Here is a 23,582-nt window from a genome sequence, read left to right as displayed (position 1 = left end):
GTGCGGATGGTGTAATTTTAATGCTTCAATGAAATGGTTGCCGTTCTTGTGCTTTATGCTGATTACCCTTAAATGCTTTTCGCAGGAGAAGACAGTTGCAGGGATTGTGTTTGAAAAAGAGAACAAAGAACGTGTGGCAAGCGTAAGCATCCACAACATTACCACAAATATATCTGTCTACAACAACCTGAAAGGCGAGTTTAAAATACTGGCGCGCGCAGGTGATGTATTGATTTTTACCCGGCAGGATTACAAACCCGATACTGTTAAAATACTTAATAACGATGCTCTGGCCATATATATGGTGCGCCTGGCTATTCAGCTGCATGAAGTAACCGTGCATGATACCCTGTTATCGCCGGAAAAACGACTGGAAGCTACTAAAAACGATTATACTAAAATTTATGGCTCATTAGCGTACCGCGATATGCTGAGCACCCCATCAAGCGGCGGAGCGGGCTTAAGCATTGATGCCCTTTGGAACTCCATAAGCCGCAGCGGCAGAAATGCCGAACACCTAAGGCAGATTATCCAAAGCGATTATGAGCAAAACGTGATTGATTACCGCTTTAACCGCACCTACGTTGGTAACATTACCGGGCTTAAAGATGCCAAGCTTACCGAGTTTATGAACCGCTACAGGCCCGGCTACTTTATTACCAAAACAGCAAGCGAGTATGAGTTTGTATCAATGATACGGGCAAATTATAAACGCTTTACCCGTTTCCCCCACAGGCAGCAATACAATTTGCAGCCGTTGATCAGTAAATAGCATTTAACCTTTATTTAACGAGTAGGCCAGCCTTATCAGCAGTATCTGCAACAAAAATTTGTGCTTAATGAATTTTTTATGAATTATACCTGCCTCATTATTCACTATATATAATAAATTTGCCGCAAATCTGTTAAACAGATAGTTTTAATTGCTTTATGCTTTTAGCACTTTGCTTTAAGCCTTAAAACGTTTGCCCGATATGTTTAAACCCTTACTTAAGTTGCTTTTTTTGCTGTTATTTTTTGGGATAGCAATATCCGCGGAAGCGCAAAAAACAGACTCCCTTAAAGTTGATACCAACCTGTTAAACAAATACCGGATTGAGCCTGGCAAGAATGCCCTGCCCTTTCGTTTCAGGCCTATACAGATCAAAGAGGAACTGGTTCCGGTAAACTTGCTTGATTATAAGGTGAGCTACTGGCATAAAAATGTGCTTTTCGGTTTAAACTTTAGCCAGTCGGCCTTTAGTAATAACTACAGTGCGGGTGGTGTAAATGCCATAGCATTGGGCTCAAATTTTGATTATAAACTTGAATATAATAAATCACCACGTGATTTTACGTCTGAATTAAACCTCATCTACGGCATCTCAAAAAACAAAGGCCAGGGATCGCGCAAAACAAACGACAGGATATTTTTTGATAATAAATTAGCTACACAGCTATCCAAACACTGGTTCTTTTATGGATCATTAACCTTCGAATCGCAGTTTGATAAGGGCTTTAACTACAGCAATGCCGATGGTACCGAGGCACAGAACCCATATTTGATCTCGAACTTTATGTCGCCGGGTTATTTGACGGAGTCATTAGGTTTTGAGTATAAGCCCACCAAATATTTCGATTTGCGTTTTGGTACAGGTACCGCCCGCCAAACCTTTGTGCTTGATACCACCATTTACCATAATCAGCCCAGCAACTATGGCGTACCTATAGGCCATACCATTTATAATGAGTTAGCGGTGCAGGTAGTAGCTGCTATTGATAAAGATCTTTCAAAAAATATCCATATCAATGCACGTTACGCTTTGTTCATTCCTTATATACAACCTTTTGTATACATGAGCCACCGTGTGGATGCCACCCTTACCGCCAAAGTAAGCCGCCTGATAGCAGTAACCATGAATGGTACTTTTTTGTATGATAAACATACCAGCAATGCCGTACAGGGCACAGAAGGATTGGCCCTTGGGGTAGTGTATAAGTTTCCGTAATTGATAGGGAAGATTTTTATATATTGTGTTCCTTACTCATGCTTGGCTTTATGAACGAAAAATTAAAAATCATTACGGCCAGCCTGTTAGCTGAAATGCGGACAACACACCCAAAAGCCCGTTTAACTATTAATATCCCGTCCAGAAAAGCCCAATTTTTTAGGCATTTTTTGGATGTTTAGAAAGACTGAAATCTCATTCAGTCAATTTGTTTCAAAATCTTAACTTTGTAACCTCATAACCGGGAACGCACTATGTTTGAAAATCTTTCGGATAAACTCGACAGGGCCTTTAAAGTATTAAAAGGACAAGGAACTATTACTGAAATAAACGTGGCCGAAACCATGAAGGAAATACGCAAAGCCCTTCTGGATGCCGACGTTAACTATAAAACTGCCAAAGCTTTTACAGATGAGGTAAGGCAAAAGGCATTGGGTCAAAATGTGTTGACCTCCATCTCTCCAGGCCAGTTGCTCACCAAGATCATGAATGATGAGCTGACCGAGCTGATGGGTGGTACTACTGCCGAGCTAAACTTTGGATCAAGCCCAACCGTTATATTAATTGCGGGCTTAAACGGTGCGGGTAAAACAACCTTTACCGGTAAGCTGGCCCACTTTTTAAAAACACAAAAAAACAAAAAGGTATTATTAGTTGCCGATGATATTTACCGCCCTGCCGCTATTGAGCAATTGCAGGTTTTAGGTAAGCAGATTGATGTACCCGTTTACGCCAATCCCGAATCAAAGGACCCGATTGCTATTGCCCGCGAGGGGATAGCACTTGCCAAGCAAAATGGCAGCAACGTAGTCATTATTGATACCGCGGGCCGTTTGTCTATTGACGAGGCCATGATGGTGGAGATTGAGCAGGTAAAAAATGCCGTTAAACCACACGAAATATTATTTGTGGTTGATGCCATGACCGGGCAGGATGCCGTGAACACCGCCAAGGTATTTAACGATCGTTTGGATTTTACCGGGGTTGTGCTAACCAAGTTAGATGGTGATACCCGTGGTGGTGCCGCCCTATCTATCAAATCGGTAGTAAACAAGCCGATCAAGTTTATTGGTACCGGCGAAAAAATGGAAGCACTGGATGTTTTCCACCCGGATCGTATGGCTTCCCGTATTTTGGGTATGGGTGATGTGATCTCATTAGTTGAGCGTGCCCAGCAACAGTTTGATGAAAAGGAAGCAGCCGAACTGCAAAAGAAGATCCGCAAAAACAAATTCGACTTTAACGATTTTTACAGCCAGATACAGCAGATCAAAAAAATGGGTAACATGAAGGATTTGATGGGCATGATACCCGGTGTTGGTAAAATGATGAAGGATGTGGAGGTTGGCGACGATGCCTTTAAAGCAATAGAGGCCATTATACAATCAATGACACCATTTGAAAAGGAAAACCCTGATGGCATTAACCAAAGCCGCCGTAACCGCATAGCCAATGGATCAGGCACTAACCTTGCCGAAGTTAACCGCCTGATAAAACAGTTTGAGGATATGCGTAAAGTAATGAAGCAAATGAGCAACCCCGCCGCCATGGCCAACATGATGCGCAGGATGCCTAAATAATTATAGAGCCTAAAGGGGAATTGTGAAGCATAAGCTTAATAATTCCCTTTAAAAAATCTATACAAAACTTAGCCCGGCAAAATTCTTTGTAAGTACCTGGCTATTGTTCATATCCAGCCATTTATCAAGCAGGGTGGCATATACATCCCTAAAATCTACCTGGTATTTAAGGTCGCCATTATCTAACTGGGCCAGATCCGGTGCATCGTTATAGATGCCTGCCTTTTTAAGCTTGCCCCCAAATATCATTACATTATTGGCTGTGCCGTGGTCGGTACCGTTGCTGGCATTTTGTTCTACACGGCGGCCAAATTCTGAAAAGGTCATCACCAGCGTATCATCCAATTTTCCGGTTTGTTTAAGATCCTTTACAAAAGCAGCTACGGCATCGCCATAAATTTTAAGCTGCCTGCCCTGCTGATTTTGCTGCCCCACGTGGGTATCAAACCCGCTTAGTGATACATAGTAAACTCTTGTTTGCAAACCCGAGTTTATAAATTTAGATACCGTTTTTAACTGGTTACCTAATCCCGTTGCCGGGTATTGTGCCGTTACATTATAAGTTTTGGAGGTTTTCTGGATATAATCCGCAGACGAATAGGTTTCGATCATTGTTTTATACAGATAGCCCAAATTATCCTCATTCAAATTAGCATCCCCATGATCGTGCACTAAATCTTTAAAAAATGGTTCGCGTGTGGTTTGGTAAAGCTTATAAGGGTCCTGTACGGCAATACCTTTCATGTTTGCTCCCTTCATAGCAAGCGACAACGTATCATCAACCTCAATAGCCGTATAAGGGTTTTTACAGGTCTGGCAGTTGGAATCAAGGTAACGGCCTATCCATCCGGTGGTTAAAAACTGGTTAGCATCGCTCCCGGTTTGCCATATATCCATCGATCTGAAATGCGACCTGTCAGGATTTGGATAACCTACCGAGTTAATAATGCTCATCCAACCCTGGTCGTATATTTCTTTTAAGGCAGACAGGTTAGGGTTTAAACCCTGCATATCGTTCAGCGTAATTATATCCGGCTTATTTATGGCGATGGTTTTACGCTTTTGATAGTAAATATCGTTACCGTAAGGAATAATGGTATTTAAACCATCATTACCACCTGATAGCTGAATGATCACCAGATTTTTATAACCGGTAATATCGCCCATTGCCATAGCTTCTAGCGGTTTTAAAAAGGATGGGATCAAAAACGCACCCGATGCAAGTGCTGTATTTTTTAAAAAATCTCTTCTTCTCATGATTAACAAAGTTGATATTCCGGTGTCGAAACTATTTGTATAATGGTGGTCTTCATATCCGGTGCGGCATTTACCTCATCGGTTACGGTTTTATCTAATTTGGGTTCAAGCATAAATTCTGCTATCTGCACTTTTGAGGTATCCTCCGGGATGTCATGAAAAAACTTATCCCAATCAGGTTGTGCCTGTACCTTTTTTATTACGTTCAGTTGCTGCTTACGAACCGATGCCAGGTAGGCCTCGTCCTCAGGATTAGCCTTGCCGGTAAAATCAATATAGCCGGCATTTAATATGGTTGACGGGATCTTCATCCGGTACATCAGCGATGAACTGTCAATCCAGCTTTTGCCGCCTGGCCAGCCGGCTACATTTGGCGGCCTGAACAATACCTGCCCTAAGGTGCGCTGAAACTGCATCAGCACATCGGGGTTTTGGTAGCTGATATAAAACTGCCTGTTAAGCCCGGTTAAAAACTCAACCGGCGATTTTACCAGGTTACCTATATTTTTATCCTCATAAAACCAATCCGACAGGAACACAAATTCCAGCAATGGTTTTATCTCGTAATTAGCATTGTAAAACACATCAGCCATCTGATTAACATGATTATTATCGGGCACATCGTTAACCAAAAAGCGATACAGCTTAGCACTTATAAACAGGGCAGTTTGCCTGTTGGCAACTATCATATCAACAATATCCTCACCGCAGTAATTGCCCGTTTTGCCTAAAAAGGTTTTTATGCCATCGTCGTGCGCTTTGGGTTTAAGGCAAAATCGCCTGTTTTACCATCGTATGCCCAACCGGTAAATGACCGTGCTGATTCTTTAATATCCTGCTCTGTATAATGCCCCCTGCCAAGGGTAAAAAGTTCCATTAGCTCTCGGGCAAAATTCTCATTGGGGTGCCCTTTTTGATTTTGCTGATTATTTAAAAACTGCAGCATAGCCGGGCTTTGTGATACCTGTAACAGCAGTGTTTTGAAATTGCCCAGCGCATTAACCCGTTCAATATTATTTAACTGTTGCTCGTAGTAGGCATTGCCAATATTGCACGCAAAATGGTTATGCCAAAAAAGAGTCATCTTTTCGCGTAGCTGGGCATCTGTTTCGCTTAGCTGCTTTATCCAGGCATTGTTAAGGGCCTTTTCCTGCTTGTTACGCTCCTCCTGCACCATCTTTTTTTCATCTTCGGTTTGCGTGGCAGGATGTGGCCTTAAATCTATATTTTCGGTAAGCACAGTGATGGGTTCCTGTTTTTCAGAAGCTTTGAACAACTTGCGCACAGCCTTCTTGATAGACCAATTCTCATGGTCGTGCAAATCCTCGAAGCGGATACCGAAACCAGCCCTTGCATACAGGTGCTTTATATGTCTTGAATTATTCATTTCACAGGGGTATTTTAGTTATGACAGCTAAAAAATGAAAAAGTTTAATTAAAAATTAATAAACATTAGGTTAGCTGATATTCCGGTGTTGATACCAGCTCAATTATCATCGCTTTTACATCAGTATCCTTGCTAATGTTATCTAACAATATCTTACTCAATTTTGGTTCCAGTATAAACGCTGCTATTTCTGTTTTCGATGTATTTTTAGGGATGCTTTGAAAAAACTTATCCCAGTCGGGCTGTGCCTGCACCTTGGTATTTACAAATTGCTGCTGGTTGCGAACAGTAGCCAAATAGGCCTCATCTTCCGGATCGGCCTTGCCCGTAAAATCAATCAAGCCGCCGTTTAATAAGGTTGATGGTATTTTAAGGCGATACATTAATGATGAACTGTCAATCCAGTTTCGCCCGCCGGGCCATCCGGCCACATTTGGCGGATAGAACAATACCTGCCCCAATACCCGCTGAAATTGCAGCAAAACTTCGGGCCGCTGGTAGGTGATATAAAACTGCCTGTTTAAGCCTACCAAAAATTCAACCGGGCCCTTTATAACATTGCCCGTGTTTTTGTCACTGTAAAACCAATCGGCCGTAAATACATATTCAAGCAGGGGCTTTATCTCATAATCGGATTTGTAAAACACATCGGCCATCGCGTTTACATGCGCGGCATCCGGCGTTTCATTTACCAGGTATTTATATATTTTATTACTGATGAAGTGTGCCGTTTCTCTTTTGGCTAACAGGGCGTTCATAATGTCGGCCCCGGCAAAGTTTCCGGTTTTGCCCATAAAGGTTTTCACGCCATCGTCATGCACAAACTTGCGCATCACAAAATCGCCGCCTTTGTTAAAGCCATACCCTGTAAAAGAGCGGGCCGATTCTTTTACATCCGTTTCCGAGTAATTACCCCGGCCTATTGTAAAAAGTTCCATCAGCTCGCGGGCAAAGTTCTCATTGGGGTGGCCTTTTAAGTTTTGCTGGTTATTTAAAAACTGCAGCATGGCCGGTGATTCTGCAACCTGGGTTAGCAAGGTGCGAAAGTTTCCCAATGCATTATCACGTTGAATATTATTGAGCTGCTGGGCAAATTTGGCGTTGCGGGTACGGCAGGCAAAGTGATTGTGCCAAAACAAGGTCATTTTTTCGCGAAGCGGAGCTTCGGTAGTGCTCATTTTGTTTACCCAGGCAACGTTCAGGTCTTTTTCCTGTTGGCGCTGTTGCTGTAAAAACATTTTGCGGGCAAGTACATCGCCTTTCATTACGGCGGTATAATCGGTATCGCCTTGTACAACATTAATGGCTTGTTCATCGTCCGTTGCATTAAGCAGGCATCTTACCGCGCTTTTTACAGAGGTATTTTCAAAATCCTTCATATCTGCAAAGCGCATCCCGAAGCCCGCCCGGGCAAATAAATGCTTAAGCTGTTTTATATTGTCCATGATATTTCTATGACAATAAATATAGTGATAGGTTTAATTGCAGGCTGATCAGTTAATTATTATTTTTAGATATTATAATCCTTATCAATTGAAAACCTTCTTATTAATTACTGCTCTGATGTATTTATTTGCTACATCTGTAGATGCACAAACATTACCGTATGGGATAATCGATACAGCCGATCTGAGAATGGCTTCGTGCAGCTTTGAAAAAGATGCAAACGCGATGATGCTATTTAATAAATGCACTATTCATTACTCAAAAGATAATAAAATAGTTTTTGAGTATCATAAACGATTAAAAATTTTCAACAACAACGCCCGGGAACTTGCTAATATGAAAATTGATTGTGCAACAGATAACAATATAGAAGAAATAAATGATTTACGCGCTGAAACCATTAACCTTAATGACAATAAAATAGAGATTACCAAAGTAAACAGAAAGGATATTTATAAACTAAAAATCGATAAGGGTAATATCCGTATCTCATTTTCTTTCCCTGCCGTTAAAGCAGGGTCAGTTATTGAATATTCATATAGCAGGCCCATTAACCTTGTATTTAATATTCTACCCGACTGGTATTTTCAAGGTGGGCTTCCGGTAAGATACAGCGAATGCAATTTATCGGTGCCCAAGGGCTACACATTTAAAAGTCTGTTTAATACAAATCAAATTCCAGTTGTAAATACTAAAACACAGGTTGCGCTTCAAAATGTACCGTCGCTTCCTGAGGAGCCTTTTATGGACTCATATAATGCCGACCTTGCTTCCGTAACGTTTATGCTGACATCTTATGACGGTAAGGGTGAAAGTTATAATAAGGAAACTACCTGGCCACAAATTGGCGCCGATTTATTATTTAATGCCCGCTATGGCCAACAATTAAATAATAAAATTAAAGGGGAGGATTATATAACTGATGAAGTCAAAAACCTATCGACGGAAGGAAAAATAGCCTTTATTTTTAAACTGGTTAAAAGTACAATGAAGTGTACTGATGATGAAAGCCTGCAAACAGGTGGCTGGGGTATTCCGGTTGCTTGGAATAAAAACAAAGGTAACGCTACAGAAATTAATTTAATAGTGTGCCGTTTGTTAAACCAGGCCGGGGTAGTTACGTGTCCGCTTGCAGTTAGCACAGATGTTGATCACAGAATAAATCCAAAAAATGCCATATTCACAAACCTGGACAGAACGGTGGCTTATGTTAAAACAAATGATAATAAAGAGTACATCCTTGATGCTTCTGAAAAATCCAATTCATGGGATAAGATTCCTTATTACCTGTTAAATACTTTTGGTTTATATATGAATTTAAGTACCACATCAGCAGGCTTAATCTTTATTAAAGACAGTAACCCTGCAAGAGATGTAGTTTCAATTAATGCTCAAATCATTCCTAATGGCAAAATTAGCGGCACAGCTCAAATTAATAGCTTCAATTATAATAAAGACGCTAAGCTTTTAATATATAAGCTAATTGGCGAAAAAAAGTATAACGAATTGCTACTTGATGGTGACAACAATTTAAAAATAACATCATTCAAATTACAAAATGCGGATTCATTGTCATTGCCTTTAACGCAGGATATTGTTTTTGAACAAACACTTCAGGCTACTGATGATAAGTATATGTATTTTAATCCTAACCTGTTTTCATTATTGCGCAATAATCCGTTTTTAAGCGAAACCAGGTATTCAGCAGTAGACCTAAAGTTTAATAAATACTATTCAGTAGCCGGCAGATATAAAGAGCCAGCTGGATATAATGCTGATGGGTTACCTCCTGATATTAATTTAATAATGCCTGATAAAAGCATCAGCTTTAAACGAATTACAGCCGAGCAGGATGGTTACATCATTGTTCATTTTATAATTGAATACCGGAAATCTTATTTTTTTAAAGACGAATATCCCGCCCTGCGCCAATTTTCAAAAAAAATGTTCGAAATGATAAATGAACAAATAGTTTTAAAAAAGACATAGAATAGCTACAACTGCGTAGCACTTTGCGTTCTGCCCGCTCTCGTTATTTTACCAGGCGTATCCAGAGAATTCGAGGTTGAATAGGATTATTGGCTATCTGCATTTCTATTCCTTTACGGGCATGATCAACCCGTTATCACTAATGGTTAAACCAGCATCAGGGAAATCGGTTTCGGTGAGCATTTTAATACGCGTTATTACCCGGCCGAGGCTGTCGGGTTCTAAACCATGGTTATGGCTTTGTATGTTGGCAATAATTCGTCCGCTTAAAAATTCGCCTTTCTTATTTACATAGGCTTTAAGCAGCGGGGCCATTCCGCAAACACCTATAACACTAACACACCTGTAAGTACAAAAATTACCTAAACTATAGGCTATCAACCGGCCCTTATAAAGCTCCATAGCCCGGCATACATGTGGCCCATTCCCCAAAACAATATCGGCCCCGGCATCAATGGCATTATGGGCAAAAGCATTTACATCGCCGCGCTTCTCGTTCACATATAATTCCATTCCAAAAGGCACATGCTCAAAGGCCGTACCCTCGCCCCCGCCATGAAACGATACAATTACAATATCGCACCGCTGTTTAAGCTGCTGAATTATCCTGCCCGCATATTTAAGATCAAGTATGGGCAATGTATAGCCGTTAGGTGCAAAGGCGCAAAAGCCGTAGGTTACCCCATTAACTTTAAAAACTGATGTAGGGTGGCTTACCTGCCCACCGTAATTTATGCCCAGGCTATCTAACACATGCATGGTGCTTTTTCGGCCTGCATCATCAAAATCACCAATGTGGTTATTTGCCAGGCTCAGCAGGTTAAAACCGGCATCTTTTAAAATACCGCCATAAGCTACCGGCATCCTGAACAACCATGGCCTTTGTAACTGGTGCAGACGGTAATTGGCAGGTGCTCCGGTATCAAGCAGCGTACCTTCCAGGTTGCCAATGGCCACGTCGGCGTTACGCAGTTCGTTAAAAACGTTTTTAAAGCTGCCTTTTGCACTGTCGGGCGGTAAGGTTTTATTATCAGGATACGAAGTGCCCAGCATAATATCGCCAACGGCAGCAATACAAAAAGAATCGCGCTGCGTGGTATCCTGCTTTACGGCAGTTACTTTTTTAACGGTCTTTTTTTTAGGGTGATATTCCTGTTGCGGATGTTGTGCCTCCCGGCAGGCCGCAAAACAGCTACTTAACAGGGCTATGAAAAGAAAAAAGCGCAGAATCATTCAAAAAAAAATCCTTTCATAATTGAAAGGATTAATTAATCGGGTTTATAATATTTTAGTTTTTATTATCATTATCAGTGCCCTGCTTTTCAAGCTCGGCCTTGAAAGATTCAAGCATGCGGCCACCGCGGTAAAAATAGCGCTTGTAATAAGCATCATCCAAACTGCTGATCGCAACACCTCTAGATGATGCATGAGCAAACCTGTTGTTGCCTAAGTAAATACCAACGTGTGATATACGACGGCTATGTATTTTAAAGAAAACTAAATCGCCTTCTTTTAAATCATCTCTTCTAACCGGGTTAACCATACTGAAAATATCGCGCGAGCTGCGCTCAATATCCATATCGAAAACCTTGCTGTATAATTCTTTGGTAAATGCCGAGCAATCAATACCATTTCTTGAGCTTCCGCCAAAACGGTACGGGGTACCAATCCAGTCGTAAACAAAATGAAAAAGTTTCATATTTGAGGTTGCCGATAATGCAACGCCCATTATTTGTGATAAATAATCTTTTGCTAATGATTCCTGATCGTCAGAAGATTTCGCGTCCGTAGGAGTTGGACTGATTTTTGTTTGCGCTTGTACAGCTAATACGCTGAAAAATAATGCAATAACGATAGTAATTTTCTTCATTTAATCAATTAGTTTGCTGTTTTGACCAACAAATTGTTTATTAAATTGGACACCCTGTCTATTGTTCGCTACAAAACTATTCAATTTTTTTAAAATTGCAAGCAAATGACTGTTTTTTTTCAACAATTGTATGCATTTGCAAAATCATGCAGCTTGAAACTCACATTATTAAAAAATTGATGCTTTTTTAATAATGTATATGCTGTAAACAGTATATTTATTTTCAATCCCAACGAGAAAAAATGAGGCGCCTTTTACCCGCTTTATTGTAGTGTGGGGGCAATATTAAGGCAAATATTCAAAATATTACAAATCTTTTTAACAAAATCAGCGTTTAACAGCAGCAAAGCAGTTTCTATATTTGAAGGATATAATTAGATTTGCGCTTTATAAAAATTCATCGTCTAAAAATACATGGGTTCAATCGAAATAAATAAGGACACTTACCTGATGTGGTACGAGTCAATGCTTTTGATGCGAAAGTTCGAAGAAAAAGCAGGACAGTTATACGGACAACAAAAAATAAGGGGCTTTTGCCACTTATATATAGGGCAGGAGGCTGTATTAGCCGGAGCAATGTCTGTATTGAAACAAGAAGACAGTATGATAACCGCTTACCGCGATCATGCTCACGCTATTGCCAAAGGTGTTACCTCAAACTCAATCATGGCCGAACTTTACGGCAAGGCTACCGGATGCTCAAAAGGCAAGGGTGGTTCTATGCACATGTTTGATAAAGAAAAACATTTTTACGGCGGTCACGGTATTGTTGGCGGACAGGTTCCACTTGGTGCAGGTATTGCCTTTGCTGAAAAATACAAGGGAACTGATTTTTTAAACGTTGCCTATATGGGTGATGGTGCGGTACGCCAGGGCGCACTTACCGAAACCTTTAACATGGCTGCGCTTTGGAAATTGCCTGTAATTTTTGTTTGCGAAAACAATGGCTACGCAATGGGTACATCGTTAGAACGTACTACCGTACAAACTGATATTTATAAATTAGGCTTGCCTTACGGTATCCCTTCATCAGCTGTTGACGGTATGGACCCTGCTGCGGTACACAAAGCAATGGACGAAGCTGCGCAGCGCGCACGTGCAGGCGAAGGACCAACCTTTCTTGAAATGCGTACCTACCGTTACAAAGGCCACTCTATGTCTGACCCTCAGAAGTACCGTACCAAAGAGGAGCTGGAATCATACAAAGCAAAAGATCCTATTGAGCTTACCAAGCACACCATCCTTACAGAAGGTTATGCTGATGAAAAATGGTTTGAAGAGATCGAAGCTAAAGTTAAGGCAGAGGTTGATGAATCAGTTAAATTTGCTGAAGAATCACCATGGCCTGAAGCATCAGAGCTTTATACTGATGTTTATGTGCAAAAGGATTATCCTTATATAATGAGCTAATTATTTAGCTGAATAATGAATTTATACAACTATTGAATCAAATAATATATGGCCGAAGTAGTTAAAATGCCTAAAATGAGCGATACCATGACCGAAGGGGTATTGGCTAAATGGCATAAAAAAGTTGGTGATAAGGTAAAATCAGGCGATGTATTGGCCGAAATTGAAACTGATAAAGCCACAATGGATTTTGAATCGTACCAGGATGGCACTTTACTTTATATTGGAGTAGAGGAAGGCAAGGCTGTTCCGGTTGATACCATTATTGCTGTTTTAGGTGCCGAAGGTGAAGATTACAAGGCTGCTATATCTACAGGCGCTGCGCCTGCTGCTAAACAGGAAGAAGCCCCAGCGGCTGCACCTGCTGCTGCCGCAGAAGATAAAAAGCCTGCCGCACCTGTTGAAGCTAAACCTAAGGTTGATAAAAGCAGTATCCCTGCAACCGTTATCCGCATGCCCGCATTGAGCGATACCATGACGGAAGGCGTAATAAATAAATGGAACTTTAAAGTAGGTGATACGGTAAAGTCTGACGATTCATTAGCTGATGTAGAAACCGATAAGGCTACTATGGAAGTTGTGGGTTATGAGGCCGGTACCCTATTATATATTGGCCCTAAAGAAGGTGAAGCAGCCCCGGTAAATGGCATTATAGCCATTGTTGGTAAAGCTGGTACTGACATTACACCATTATTATCTGACGATGAGCCTGCAGCCGCCGCTACAACAGCCGAAGCAGCCCCGGCAACTACTGCCGTTGCTGAAGAAGCTGCTGAAGAAAGCGCCGAAACATCATCAGCTGATGACAGCCGTGTTAAAGCATCACCATTAGCCCGTAAAATAGCTAAAGAAAAAGGCATCAACCTTAATGATGTAAAAGGATCTGCCGAAGGCGGCCGTATCATTAAAAAAGATGTTGAAGAGTTTGTACCTGCTGCAAAAGCGCCAGTTATGGCAGCTGCTGCACCTGCTGCAACTCCGGCTCCTGCTGCCCCTCAGGCTGCAAGCGCACCTGCACCGGTAGCATTGCCGGCATTTACGGGCGAAGAAAAATACACCGAGAAACCGGTTACCCAAATGCGTAAAGCAATAAGCCGCAGGTTATCTGAAAGCTTATTTACCGCTCCGCACTTTTACGTAACCATGAGCATTGATATGGACCAGGCTATTGCAGCCCGTACCCGCATCAATGATGTTGCCCCGGTTAAAATATCATTTAACGATTTTGTATTAAAAGCCTGTGCCGTTGCCTTAAAACAACACCCTGCAATTAACTCATCATTCTTAGGTGATAAGATCCGCATCAACGAACATGTACACATTGGTGTAGCTGTTGCAGTTGACGAAGGTTTGCTGGTACCGGTTATAAAATTTGCTGACGGCAAATCATTAAGCCGCATCTCTGTTGAGGTTAAAGACTTCGCCGGAAAAGCAAAATCTAAAAAATTACAACCTGCCGAAATGGAAGGCTCAACCTTCACCATATCAAACTTAGGTATGTTTGGTGTTGATGAGTTTACGGCTATTATTAATACACCAAATGCTTGTATCCTTGCCGTTAGCGGTATTGCACAGGTTCCGGTTGTTAAAAATGGCGCGGTAGTACCAGGCAACGTAATGAAAGTTACCTTAAGTTGTGATCACCGCGTGGTTGACGGCGCATCGGGTGCTGCATTCCTGCAAACACTAAAATCATTATTAGAAGAACCCGTAAGGTTATTAATATAAGCTTTACAAATTACCACCAGGTAGTTTAATAATTAACAGCGATGAGTTAAAACTCATCGCTGTTTTTGTTTGGGGAAACTTTAAAAGTATTGGGATATATCAATATGGGACAAGTTTATTTTAAAATAGTATTGTAGATTAGTTAACTAAAAGCTGAGAATCCATGCCCCCCGAAGAAAACGTTAAACTATCTATAGAATACAGAGGAACACTACTTCATGAAATTATAAATTTGGAAACCGGATTAAATATATTTTTAATGGAGTTTTTTTGCAGGGATGTAAATAGAGAAGTTGATTTTCATAAGTTAATATTAGGTGATGAAAGAATGAATTTAGGTGCTAAAATTCAAATAGTTAAATATATAATATCTAATTATACAAAGGATTGGGCTCTTGAATATAGTTCAATTATTAACGATGATCGAAAAAAAGGCAGAATACCCTTAAATTCCGATTTAGTCAAAATGGCTGAGCATAGAAATATATTTGCACATAGGATGTTATTTGAAAAAGACGGTTTATTAAGTCATATCGAAAAAGAAGAAAATACAATAAGATTTATAAAAATAAAAGATGCCGTTTTGCCACTTGATTATGATGAACAAACCTTTGGTAATATTATAAATTGCATACAAAATATGGCGAATCATTTTTATAGCCATAAGTTTAACTGGTAATATATCCCTCCTTCTTTTCAGTTCCGAACCATACTAATTTGGTAATCGGAGAATAACTAATGTAAATGCACAATATTTATTTTTTTTTAAATAATTTAAGGAATAAAAATTTACTCAAGTCTTTGTCCCAACTCACATATAGTTAACTTTAGAAGTGGCTTATCGCACCACTACATGGAGAAAATCAGAAACAAAATTCACAACTTAAACTGTGCTGTTAAAATACTCTTTACCTTTTCGCGGTTTAGTTTTGATACGGGGATTTTGGTGCCATCAAACAAAAACAGGCTGCCCCCATCCTCGCGAAGCCAGCTTTTTATAAAAGCGATATTTACCAGGTGCGACTGATGGCTGCGCAGAAAGCCGTAATTGAGCAGCATATCGGCATATTCTTTCAGTGTTTTTGATACCATTATCTGCTCCCCGCTGTTGAGCATAAAGAGGGTATAGGTATTATCGGCTTCGCAGCGCACAATATCGCTGATGTTCACATACCGTGTTTCACTAAAAAGCGGTAGGGCAATGCGGGGCCTGGTTTGGTTATCGTCCTTTAAATATTCGAGCAGGTAGTTGAGGCGGTCGTTTTTTTGTTTTTGCCTGATGGCTTTACGGGCCTTCTCAATAGCTGCGGTCAGCTCATCAATATCTATTGGCTTTAGTAAATAATCAAGTGCGGCAAACTTTATGGCCTGTATACCATACTGGTTATAAGCGGTAACAAAAATAAGCTCGAAATTGATCTCCCCTAACTGTTTCAACAGGTCAAAACCCGATTGCGCCTGCAGCTGAATATCCAAAAAAACCAATTCGGGCCTGTGGTGCTTAATTGCGGTTAGGGCCGTGTCAACATCTTCAGCAATGGCGGCTATTTGTACATCAGGAGCGTAGGTTTGCAACAAGTGCTGCAGGTTTTCGCAGTTGGCGGCTTCGTCATCTACAATAATTGCTTTCATGCTATAGCCAGTTCTTTAATTCAATAGTGATCAATGTGCCCTCAGTGCCCCATGTTTTGTGCAGCAATATAGTTGTATTTTTATAGATGCTGTTCAGCAGTTTTACCCTGTCTTCACAAAGCTTTATTCCCTTCCCTTCCGTTGGGTTGCCGCTAAACCCTTTGCCGTTATCATGCACAGTCATCAGCAAATCGTTTTCTTTTCTTTTTATGCTGATGGTAACTATCCCTTTGTCTTTTAAGGCAGATACCCCATGTTTTACCGCGTTTTCGGCAAATGGCTGTAATAGCATGGCGGGGATCTCTATTTGCTGGTCAATCTGATCATTATCAAGCTCCACACTAAATTTAAAGCCGAAGCGCAGCTGCTCCATTTGCAGATAATCATTCAAAAGCGCTGTTTCCTGCTCTATGGAGGTAAGTTCCTTTTGACCGTCATCCAGCACGTTGCGGGTTAGGCGTGCAAATTTCGAGAGGTATTTATTGGCATTTTCAATATCGTTTTTGTTCATCAGGTTTTGGATCCCCGCAAGGGCATTATAAATAAAGTGCGGGTTAAGCTGCGCCCGTACCGATTGTAATTTCAGCGTAGCTATCTCTCTTTTTTGTGCTTCTTTAGCGATAATGCGTTTCTGATGCTCACGATACTTAACAAACATGTAAGCGGCAGTGGTTAAGAGAATAAGTATGATGTAAGATGCCGTTTTTACCGGGATGCTGTGTTCAACATTTAAAGCAGGTAATACCGTAAAGCTGATGCTGGTAGCAAGGTTATGCAGTAAAAATATGGGCTGGCCGCCATGCTTATAGATTTTGGGAGTAAAGGTTATTTTATACTTGCCCGGGTTTTTCCAAAACTCTTTGTAAAGATCAAACCGGGTATTGGTTTCGCCAAAATCAATACTGTCAGTATGCCCGTCAATTTCTCTTTTTAGCTTGATCCTGTAATTATATAATCTTTTGCCGTTGCCGATATTAAAATTCAGGTTTTGTAAGGAATCTGCCAACCGGAACTTAATATCGTTTAACGAGGTGGTTTCTATAAAGTTGAATGATGCCGGGGTAAAAGAAGTGATTAGCTGCCCTAATATCTTCCGTTTATACTCTTTCCGCGGGTGTTTAATTTCATTCATATCTGAAGAGAGCAGCCCATTATCGGGCAGCCGAAAACTTTTGCTGATGTATTGAATATTCCCATCAACCTTTGGCGCCTCAACCTTTCGCCAGTCTATCAGCATAGCATCCTGCTGCGGGTAATTTTTAGTATTGTAGATCTCTACTTTTATAACTTGCCCTGGTACAAATTTAAACAGGCCCAGGTAAGCATACTTGTATCGCCCATCGCTGGTGTATTTAAAAACGGATGGCTGGGTCCATGAAACCAGTTCTCTGTTATCATTTTGGATAACCCGGTAGCGGTAATCGCCAGCATTATGCTCATTTATATCCAAAGCGGCCATCTCAATGGCGCAATTACCATCAATAATAATGCTTTTAAAAAAATTGCCGCTGCCCCAGTCAAGGCCCTCGTATATTTTGCTTTTCGTACTGTCGGTACTTTTAAACCGGACACCCAGGTTACGGGCAAAAGGAAAATCAAAGTAGTAATGATCTTTTACCATTTGCTTTACCCTTAATACCTGGTGCACCTTTGCCAGCTGTGCATATGTAGCATGCAAAGTATCTATCAGCTTTTGATTTTCATAAATTTTTAGCTGACCCTGGCCTTCAATAGCGGTGATCCCTTCCTGGCAAAATGCAGTTAAGCTATAAAGGATTAGCATAAACAGCAGGGCTATATTTTTTAATGGCAGTTTTATTGTTTTCATGTTTAAATACGGTTTGTTGCTGTAAAACTGCCCATCCTGCTAAATATACACAAGCACCAAACAGTAAACAACCTTTGCCGCTTAGTATGCGGCGCATAAGGCATCAAAAAATACAATGTATTAATTTTATGGCAGCTAACATTAAACCACATAAAACCCTAAATTTGCCCCTGCAAAAAATACAAATTCCATGAGTTTCAGAACCGAACACGATACCATGGGCGAGGTACAGGTACCTGCCGATAAATATTGGGGAGCACAAACAGAACGATCACGCAATAACTTTAAAATTGGTCCGGAGGCTTCAATGCCAAAGGAAATTATTGCTGCTTTTGCTTACCTTAAAAAAGCTGCCGCTTATACCAATACGGATTGCGGCGTTTTACCTGCCGAGAAACGCGACCAGATAGCACAGGTTTGTGATGAGATACTTGCCGGTGACTTAGCCGGAGAGTTTCCGCTGGTAATATGGCAAACAGGCTCGGGTACGCAATCAAACATGAACGTTAACGAGGTAGTTGCTAACCGTGCACACGTACTGGCAGGCAATAAACTTGGCGAGGGCAAAACATTTATCCACCCTAATGATGATGTGAACAAATCACAGTCATCAAACGATACTTACCCTACTGCTATGCACATTGCCGCCTACAAAATGGTAATGGACGTAACTATACCGGGCATTGAAAAACTGCGTGATACTTTACAGGCAAAATCAGAAGCATTTAAAAGCGTGGTTAAAATAGGCCGTACCCACCTAATGGATGCTACGCCGCTTACCTTAGGCCAGGAGTTTTCTGGCTATGTATCGCAGCTTAATCACGGTTTAAAAGCTTTAAGAAACACGTTAGATCACCTTTCTGAACTGGCCCTTGGTGGTACAGCTGTTGGTACCGGCATCAATACCCCACAGGGTTATGATGTTAAGGTGGCCGAATACATTGCCAAATTCACCAACCTGCCTTTCCGCACGGCCGAAAATAAGTTTGAGGCTTTGGCTGCGCATGATGCCATTGTTGAATCACACGGTGCATTAAAGCAGATAGCCGTTTCATTAATGAAGATTGCTAACGATATCCGCATGCTGGCTTCAGGCCCGCGTTCAGGTATCGGCGAGATCCACATCCCTGATAACGAACCGGGATCATCAATTATGCCGGGCAAGGTAAATCCAACCCAAAACGAAGCCGTTACAATGGTAGCTGCACAGGTTATGGGTAATGATGTTACCATTTCAATAGGCGGCTCAAACGGCCATTACGAGCTGAATGTATTTAAACCGGTTATGGCAGCCAACTTTTTACAGTCGGCCCGTTTAATTGGCGATGCCTGCTCTTCATTTAATGATCATTGTGCCGTTGGTATTGAACCAAATTATGCCGGTATCAAAAAGCACCTTGAAAACTCGTTAATGTTGGTTACTGCACTTAACCCGCACATAGGGTACGAAAATGCGGCCAAAATTGCTAAAACTGCCCTAAAGGAAAATAAATCGTTACGCGAAGCAGCCCTTGGCCTTGGCTTACTGACCAATGAGCAGTTTGACCAATGGGTACGCCCCGAAGATATGATTGGCAGTTTAAAATAAATGAAAGCCACAAGCTACTCCCCTCTCTTTTAGGGAGGGAAAATTTAACAAACGGTCTGAATGCAAAAACCTATTTTCGCTTTTTATACTTTAGCCTTACTGATAGCTTTCAGTCTTTCGGCCTGTAAGTTTAACCCCGATATGCAAAAACCGGGCGAAGGTTATTTGCAGGGCGAGTGGCAGCAGGATACCATTACCGGGCAAAATAAATTAGTAAGCTACTCGCTTTATCACCTTAAATTTAGCTGCGATTCTTTTTTTGTATCGATAAGCACTTTTAGCAAAGTAAACACCGGCGCTGACAGTTGCACCAGTACCGGCCGCTGGACAGAGTATTGCAAAGGAACTTACGTGCAGGTAAAAGACACACTGCACCTTAAAGGCCAGTTTGTTAATGCCGATATGTCGATAAAGGACGAGAAAAGCTGTTTCAGAGCGGGTGATTATGAGGAGATTTTTAAGGTAACTAAAAAAACAGATAAGCAGGCCCAATTTGCAAGCACATCAAACGTAATTCCAATTGATGCTCATTTAATTAAAAAAACATCTTGTAACCCCAAACCGCTATAATATGAAAACAAATTTTTTTAAGAAACTGATATTTGGCTTAGCCATAATTTATGCCCCGCTGCAATCAATGGCCTGGGGAACACAAGGTCACCGCATTTGCGGACAGATTGCCGAAAGCTATTTAAGCCCCAAAGCGCGTTTAGCCATAAAGGAGATTTTAGGCAACGAATCAATTGCCATGACCAGCAACTGGGCCGATTTTATAAAATCAGACCCAAACTACAGCTATTTATACAGCTGGCATTTTATTGATTTTGATAAGGCTTATACCTATCCCGAAATGCAGACCTATTTAGAGCAGGATACCAAAGTTGACGCTTACACCAAGATGCTTTTTTTAATAGCCGAGCTAAAGAAAAAGGATTTGACCAAAGAGAATCAATTACTTTACCTGCGTATGCTGATCCATATTATTGAAGATGTGCACCAGCCGATGCATACTGCACATACTGATGATAAAGGTGGTAATGATTTTAAGGTAAACTGGTTCAGCACGCCAACCAACCTGCATTCGGTTTGGGATTCACAGCTGATAGATTTTCAGCAATTGAGCTATACTGAATATGCTACAGCTATTAACCATACAACATGGTCACAACGTAACGAGTGGCAAAAAGCACCTATCAGCAAATGGTTATTTGAATCAAACCAGATTGCCGAAAAGCTATATACCGAGATAAAACCGGGCGATACGCTGAACTACAAATACAACTTTAGCCACATTGAAATTGTTAACCAGCAAATGCTTAAGGCTGGCGTTAGGTTGGCAGGTATCCTGAATCAGATCTTCGCATAATTATTTGAAGGGCCTGGCAACTGATCGTGTTTCAGCTACCAGGCCCTTATCAATTTATCCCATCATCCCATAGAATGAAAATATTAATGGTTTGCCTTGGTAACATTTGCCGTTCGCCATTGGCGCATGGCATTTTGGAGCATTTAGCAGCAGAGAATGGCCTTGATTGGCAGGTAGATTCGGCAGGTACAGGCAACTGGCATGTTGGCGAAGGACCAGACCGCCGCTCAACCCGCACAGCAAGGGAGCATGGTATTGACATCAGCAAACAGGTTTGCAGATTATTCAGGATCAGCGATTTTGACGAATATGATCACATTTTTGTAATGGACAGAAGCAACCTGAGCGATATATTGGCCAAAGCCCGCAACGCAGCAGATGCTCAAAAAGTAAAGTTGCTATTGGGCGACGCGATAGTCCCTGATCCTTACCATGATGATACGCAGTTTGAGCCTGTTTTCCAGATGATTGAAAAAGGCTGTAAAGAGATCATTCAAAAGCTTAAATAATCCTTTGTGTTTCCCCCGATGCAGATCAACCCTGCTTAACGACTATTATTTCTTTTTCAAAAAACAGGTTTTAAGCACAACGCTCATTCCATCAACCTTACAGTCAACCTCTTCGTCATTATCAGTCAGGCGGATCTTTTTTATAGTTGTGCCCTGCTTAAGTGTGGTAGTTGAGCCCTTTACTTTTAAACTTTTTATCAGCGATACTGAATCGCCTTCATTAAGCGTGTTACCGTTACTGCCTTTTACGTTCGATGTTTCCAATATATGGATGTGTTATTACTAAGGGCGTTTGTTATTGATCTTGCCGGCTTCTTCCAGTTCAGCATCTATCTGGTCGTCATATTTAAAGCGGTACAATACCCAGTCGTTTTTAGGTTTATAAAACATAAAGGTGATCCTGATGGGCTGTACCTCATGCTTTACCAGGTAGCTGTACAACACAAGGCTGTTTGAGGCGTTTTTTTGAACGATAAGCTCTTTACCCAGGTAAGCGCCTATATTTTGACGAAGTGAATCCAGATGGCCTTTAAGCTGTGTTATACCAGCGCTGTTACTAAAGTATTTATTGGTGCCAAAAATATAATCAATTGCCGGGCCCGAGCCATCGTCTTTATATTTTTTAAAAAAAGCATCAACCAGGCTTGTTGCGCCTTTAACTGTAACAACAGCTGGCTTGGCGGTTGCTGCAGCAGCCGGTTCTGCTGTTTGTGCGGCTGCATAAAAGTAACTGCCGCAAATAAAGGCAGCCAGCAAAAATGATCTCCTGAAGTAGTGGTTTATATTTAAGTTTTTCATGGTAATGATAAAAGATGGGTCAAAATAAATAAAAAAGCCTGCTATTTTGGTAGCAGGCTTGTAAATATTTTCGTTTACCCAAATTACTTGGTTACGTACATTACTTCTTTTACAGCTTTAACAACGCGTTCAGCGTTTGGAAGGTACTCCTGGATTAAAGTTGGAGCGTAAGGCAATGGAACATCACCACCCATAATGCGCAGTACCGGGGCATCTAAATAATCAAATGCATCCTTTTGTACTTTAAAGGCAACTTCCGTAGCTATTGAACCTAAAGGCCAGCTTTCTTCAACAATTACCAAACGGTTTGTTTTTTTAACAGAAGCAATAACGGTATCGTAATCAATTGGGCGCACAGTACGTAAGTCAATTACTTCGGCACTGATGCCTTCTTTTTCAAGCTCGGCAGCAGCGGCAATAACCACTTTCATTATTTTACCAAAACTTACCAATGTAACATCGGTGCCTTGTTTAACAACGTTTGCTTTACCTATTTCAATGTAGTAAGTTTCTTCGGGCACTTCGCCTTTATCGCCATACATTAATTCAGATTCCATAAATATAACCGGATCTGGATCAAGAATTGCTGATTTTAATAAGCCTTTTGCATCATAAGGATTTGATGGTACAACCACTTTTAATCCCGGGCAGTTAGCATACCAGCTTTCAAAGCACTGGCTGTGCTGCGAGCTTAGCATACCTGCATTACCGGTAGGACCACGGAAAACGATTGGCACTGAGAACTGGCCACCGCTCATTGACATGATCTTGGCTGCTCCGTTGATGATCTGATCGATAGCTACCAACGAAAAATTAAAGGTCATGAACTCAATAATAGGGCGCAGACCGTTCATTGCTGAACCTATACCGATACCGGTAAAACCACACTCAGAGATAGGTGTATCAATAACACGCTTAGCGCCAAATTCGTCCAGCATTCCCTGGCTAACTTTGTAGGCACCATTGTATTCTGCTACCTCTTCACCCATCAGGTATATTTTATCATCCTTGCGCATTTCTTCGTTCATTGCTTCACGAAGCGCTTCTCTGAATTGTATTTCTCTCATCGTATTATAAAATATGCTTTTTTGCGAACGCAAATATAATCACTTAAGTGTTATTTGCAATCCCATACGGTTAACAGTTCTGTTTTATGCCTTTAACGACAATTATTTTACAAAAGTTTAGTATATTGATGGTAAAACC

20 protein-coding genes and 1 pseudogene are annotated in these 23,582 nt (G+C 41.1%); 11 read left to right on the top strand and 10 right to left on the bottom strand.

Features of this window, described 5'->3' with window-relative positions; all coding sequences use genetic code 11:
- Positions 1-28 precede the first annotated feature (28 nt).
- The 3 genes from ACQY4U_RS04675 (at position 29) to ffh (ending at position 3,568) form a co-directional block, all read left to right on the top strand.
- Entirely contained in the window at positions 29-772 is a 744-nt protein-coding gene (locus ACQY4U_RS04675) for a hypothetical protein (protein ID WP_428328232.1), read from the top strand.
- Between the two features lie 202 nt (positions 773-974).
- Positions 975-1,988, top strand: coding sequence for a DUF3078 domain-containing protein (locus ACQY4U_RS04670; RefSeq protein ID WP_428328231.1), 1,014 nt, complete (start codon positions 975-977; stop codon positions 1,986-1,988).
- Between the two features lie 254 nt (positions 1,989-2,242).
- Positions 2,243-3,568 (top strand): signal recognition particle protein, encoded by a 1,326-nt coding sequence (gene ffh / locus ACQY4U_RS04665; protein WP_428328230.1) that lies wholly within the window; start codon positions 2,243-2,245, stop codon positions 3,566-3,568.
- Between the two features lie 57 nt (positions 3,569-3,625).
- Here the strand turns inward: ffh and ACQY4U_RS04660 are convergent, their stop codons facing one another.
- The 3 genes and pseudogenes from ACQY4U_RS04660 to ACQY4U_RS04650 form a co-directional block, all read right to left on the bottom strand.
- The gene (locus tag ACQY4U_RS04660; protein WP_428328229.1) at positions 3,626-4,825 is read right to left on the bottom strand and encodes a DUF1501 domain-containing protein; all 1,200 of its coding nucleotides are present in this window, start codon (positions 4,823-4,825) and stop codon (positions 3,626-3,628) included.
- A gap of 2 nt (positions 4,826-4,827) precedes the next feature.
- Positions 4,828-6,212: pseudogene (locus ACQY4U_RS04655) on the bottom strand (DUF1800 domain-containing protein).
- 65 nt (positions 6,213-6,277) lie between these two features.
- On the bottom strand, positions 6,278-7,657 hold the full coding sequence (locus tag ACQY4U_RS04650) for a DUF1800 domain-containing protein (protein ID WP_428328228.1): 1,380 nt from the start codon (positions 7,655-7,657) through the stop codon (positions 6,278-6,280).
- Between the two features lie 118 nt (positions 7,658-7,775).
- On the opposite strand from ACQY4U_RS04650, the gene ACQY4U_RS04645 reads away from it, so the two are divergent.
- Positions 7,776-9,647, top strand: a complete 1,872-nt coding sequence (locus ACQY4U_RS04645; RefSeq protein WP_428328227.1) for a DUF3857 domain-containing protein — start codon at positions 7,776-7,778, stop codon at positions 9,645-9,647.
- Between the two features lie 105 nt (positions 9,648-9,752).
- Here ACQY4U_RS04645 and ACQY4U_RS04640 read toward each other — a convergent pair whose 3' ends face one another.
- Positions 9,753-10,880, bottom strand: a complete 1,128-nt coding sequence (locus ACQY4U_RS04640) for a CapA family protein (protein WP_428328226.1) — start codon at positions 10,878-10,880, stop codon at positions 9,753-9,755.
- A 55-nt stretch (positions 10,881-10,935) separates the two neighbouring features.
- Positions 10,936-11,517: a C40 family peptidase gene (locus tag ACQY4U_RS04635; protein WP_428328225.1), complete on the bottom strand. Its 582-nt coding sequence runs from the start codon at positions 11,515-11,517 to the stop codon at positions 10,936-10,938.
- A gap of 414 nt (positions 11,518-11,931) precedes the next feature.
- On the opposite strand from ACQY4U_RS04635, the gene pdhA reads away from it, so the two are divergent.
- The 3 genes from pdhA (at position 11,932) to ACQY4U_RS04620 (ending at position 15,334) form a co-directional block, all read left to right on the top strand.
- The gene (gene pdhA / locus ACQY4U_RS04630; RefSeq protein WP_428328224.1) at positions 11,932-12,927 is read left to right on the top strand and encodes a pyruvate dehydrogenase (acetyl-transferring) E1 component subunit alpha; all 996 of its coding nucleotides are present in this window, start codon (positions 11,932-11,934) and stop codon (positions 12,925-12,927) included.
- A gap of 48 nt (positions 12,928-12,975) precedes the next feature.
- Positions 12,976-14,655, top strand: coding sequence for a 2-oxo acid dehydrogenase subunit E2 (locus ACQY4U_RS04625; protein WP_428328223.1), 1,680 nt, complete (start codon positions 12,976-12,978; stop codon positions 14,653-14,655).
- 163 nt (positions 14,656-14,818) lie between these two features.
- On the top strand, positions 14,819-15,334 hold the full coding sequence (locus ACQY4U_RS04620; protein ID WP_428328222.1) for a hypothetical protein: 516 nt from the start codon (positions 14,819-14,821) through the stop codon (positions 15,332-15,334).
- 197 nt (positions 15,335-15,531) lie between these two features.
- Here the strand turns inward: ACQY4U_RS04620 and ACQY4U_RS04615 are convergent, their stop codons facing one another.
- Both ACQY4U_RS04615 and ACQY4U_RS04610 read right to left on the bottom strand, forming a co-directional pair.
- Positions 15,532-16,287, bottom strand: coding sequence for a LytR/AlgR family response regulator transcription factor (locus ACQY4U_RS04615; protein WP_428328221.1), 756 nt, complete (start codon positions 16,285-16,287; stop codon positions 15,532-15,534).
- 1 nt (position 16,288) lies between these two features.
- On the bottom strand, positions 16,289-18,115 hold the full coding sequence (locus tag ACQY4U_RS04610; protein ID WP_428328220.1) for a sensor histidine kinase: 1,827 nt from the start codon (positions 18,113-18,115) through the stop codon (positions 16,289-16,291).
- Positions 18,116-18,305: 190 nt separating this feature from the next.
- Here ACQY4U_RS04610 and fumC point away from each other — a divergent pair, with 190 nt between their 5' ends.
- The 4 genes from fumC to ACQY4U_RS04590 all read left to right on the top strand — a co-directional run bounded on the left by fumC (position 18,306) and on the right by ACQY4U_RS04590 (position 21,578).
- On the top strand, positions 18,306-19,703 hold the full coding sequence (gene fumC, locus ACQY4U_RS04605) for a class II fumarate hydratase (protein WP_428328219.1): 1,398 nt from the start codon (positions 18,306-18,308) through the stop codon (positions 19,701-19,703).
- Positions 19,704-19,763: 60 nt separating this feature from the next.
- On the top strand, positions 19,764-20,273 hold the full coding sequence (locus ACQY4U_RS04600; RefSeq protein ID WP_428328218.1) for a fumarate hydratase: 510 nt from the start codon (positions 19,764-19,766) through the stop codon (positions 20,271-20,273).
- Between the two features lies 1 nt (position 20,274).
- Positions 20,275-21,069 (top strand): S1/P1 nuclease, encoded by a 795-nt coding sequence (locus ACQY4U_RS04595; protein WP_428328217.1) that lies wholly within the window; start codon positions 20,275-20,277, stop codon positions 21,067-21,069.
- Positions 21,070-21,143: 74 nt separating this feature from the next.
- Entirely contained in the window at positions 21,144-21,578 is a 435-nt protein-coding gene (locus tag ACQY4U_RS04590) for a low molecular weight protein-tyrosine-phosphatase (RefSeq protein WP_428328216.1), read from the top strand.
- A gap of 45 nt (positions 21,579-21,623) precedes the next feature.
- On the opposite strand, the gene ACQY4U_RS04585 is transcribed toward ACQY4U_RS04590, so the two are convergent.
- From ACQY4U_RS04585 to ACQY4U_RS04575, 3 genes are all read right to left on the bottom strand, one after another.
- Entirely contained in the window at positions 21,624-21,842 is a 219-nt protein-coding gene (locus ACQY4U_RS04585; RefSeq protein ID WP_428328215.1) for an alkylphosphonate utilization protein, read from the bottom strand.
- 18 nt (positions 21,843-21,860) lie between these two features.
- Complete coding sequence (locus tag ACQY4U_RS04580; RefSeq protein ID WP_428328214.1) at positions 21,861-22,376, bottom strand: hypothetical protein; 516 nt, start codon at positions 22,374-22,376, stop codon at positions 21,861-21,863.
- Between the two features lie 83 nt (positions 22,377-22,459).
- Complete coding sequence (locus tag ACQY4U_RS04575) at positions 22,460-23,443, bottom strand: pyruvate dehydrogenase complex E1 component subunit beta (protein ID WP_428328213.1); 984 nt, start codon at positions 23,441-23,443, stop codon at positions 22,460-22,462.
- Between the last annotated feature and the right edge of the window lie 139 nt (positions 23,444-23,582).

The organism is Mucilaginibacter sp., assembly GCF_965277465.1.
GTDB lineage: Bacteria > Bacteroidota > Bacteroidia > Sphingobacteriales > Sphingobacteriaceae > Mucilaginibacter.
The sequence above is the reverse complement of the archived record's forward strand: the minus strand, read 5'-3'. Positions and strand labels throughout refer to the sequence as shown.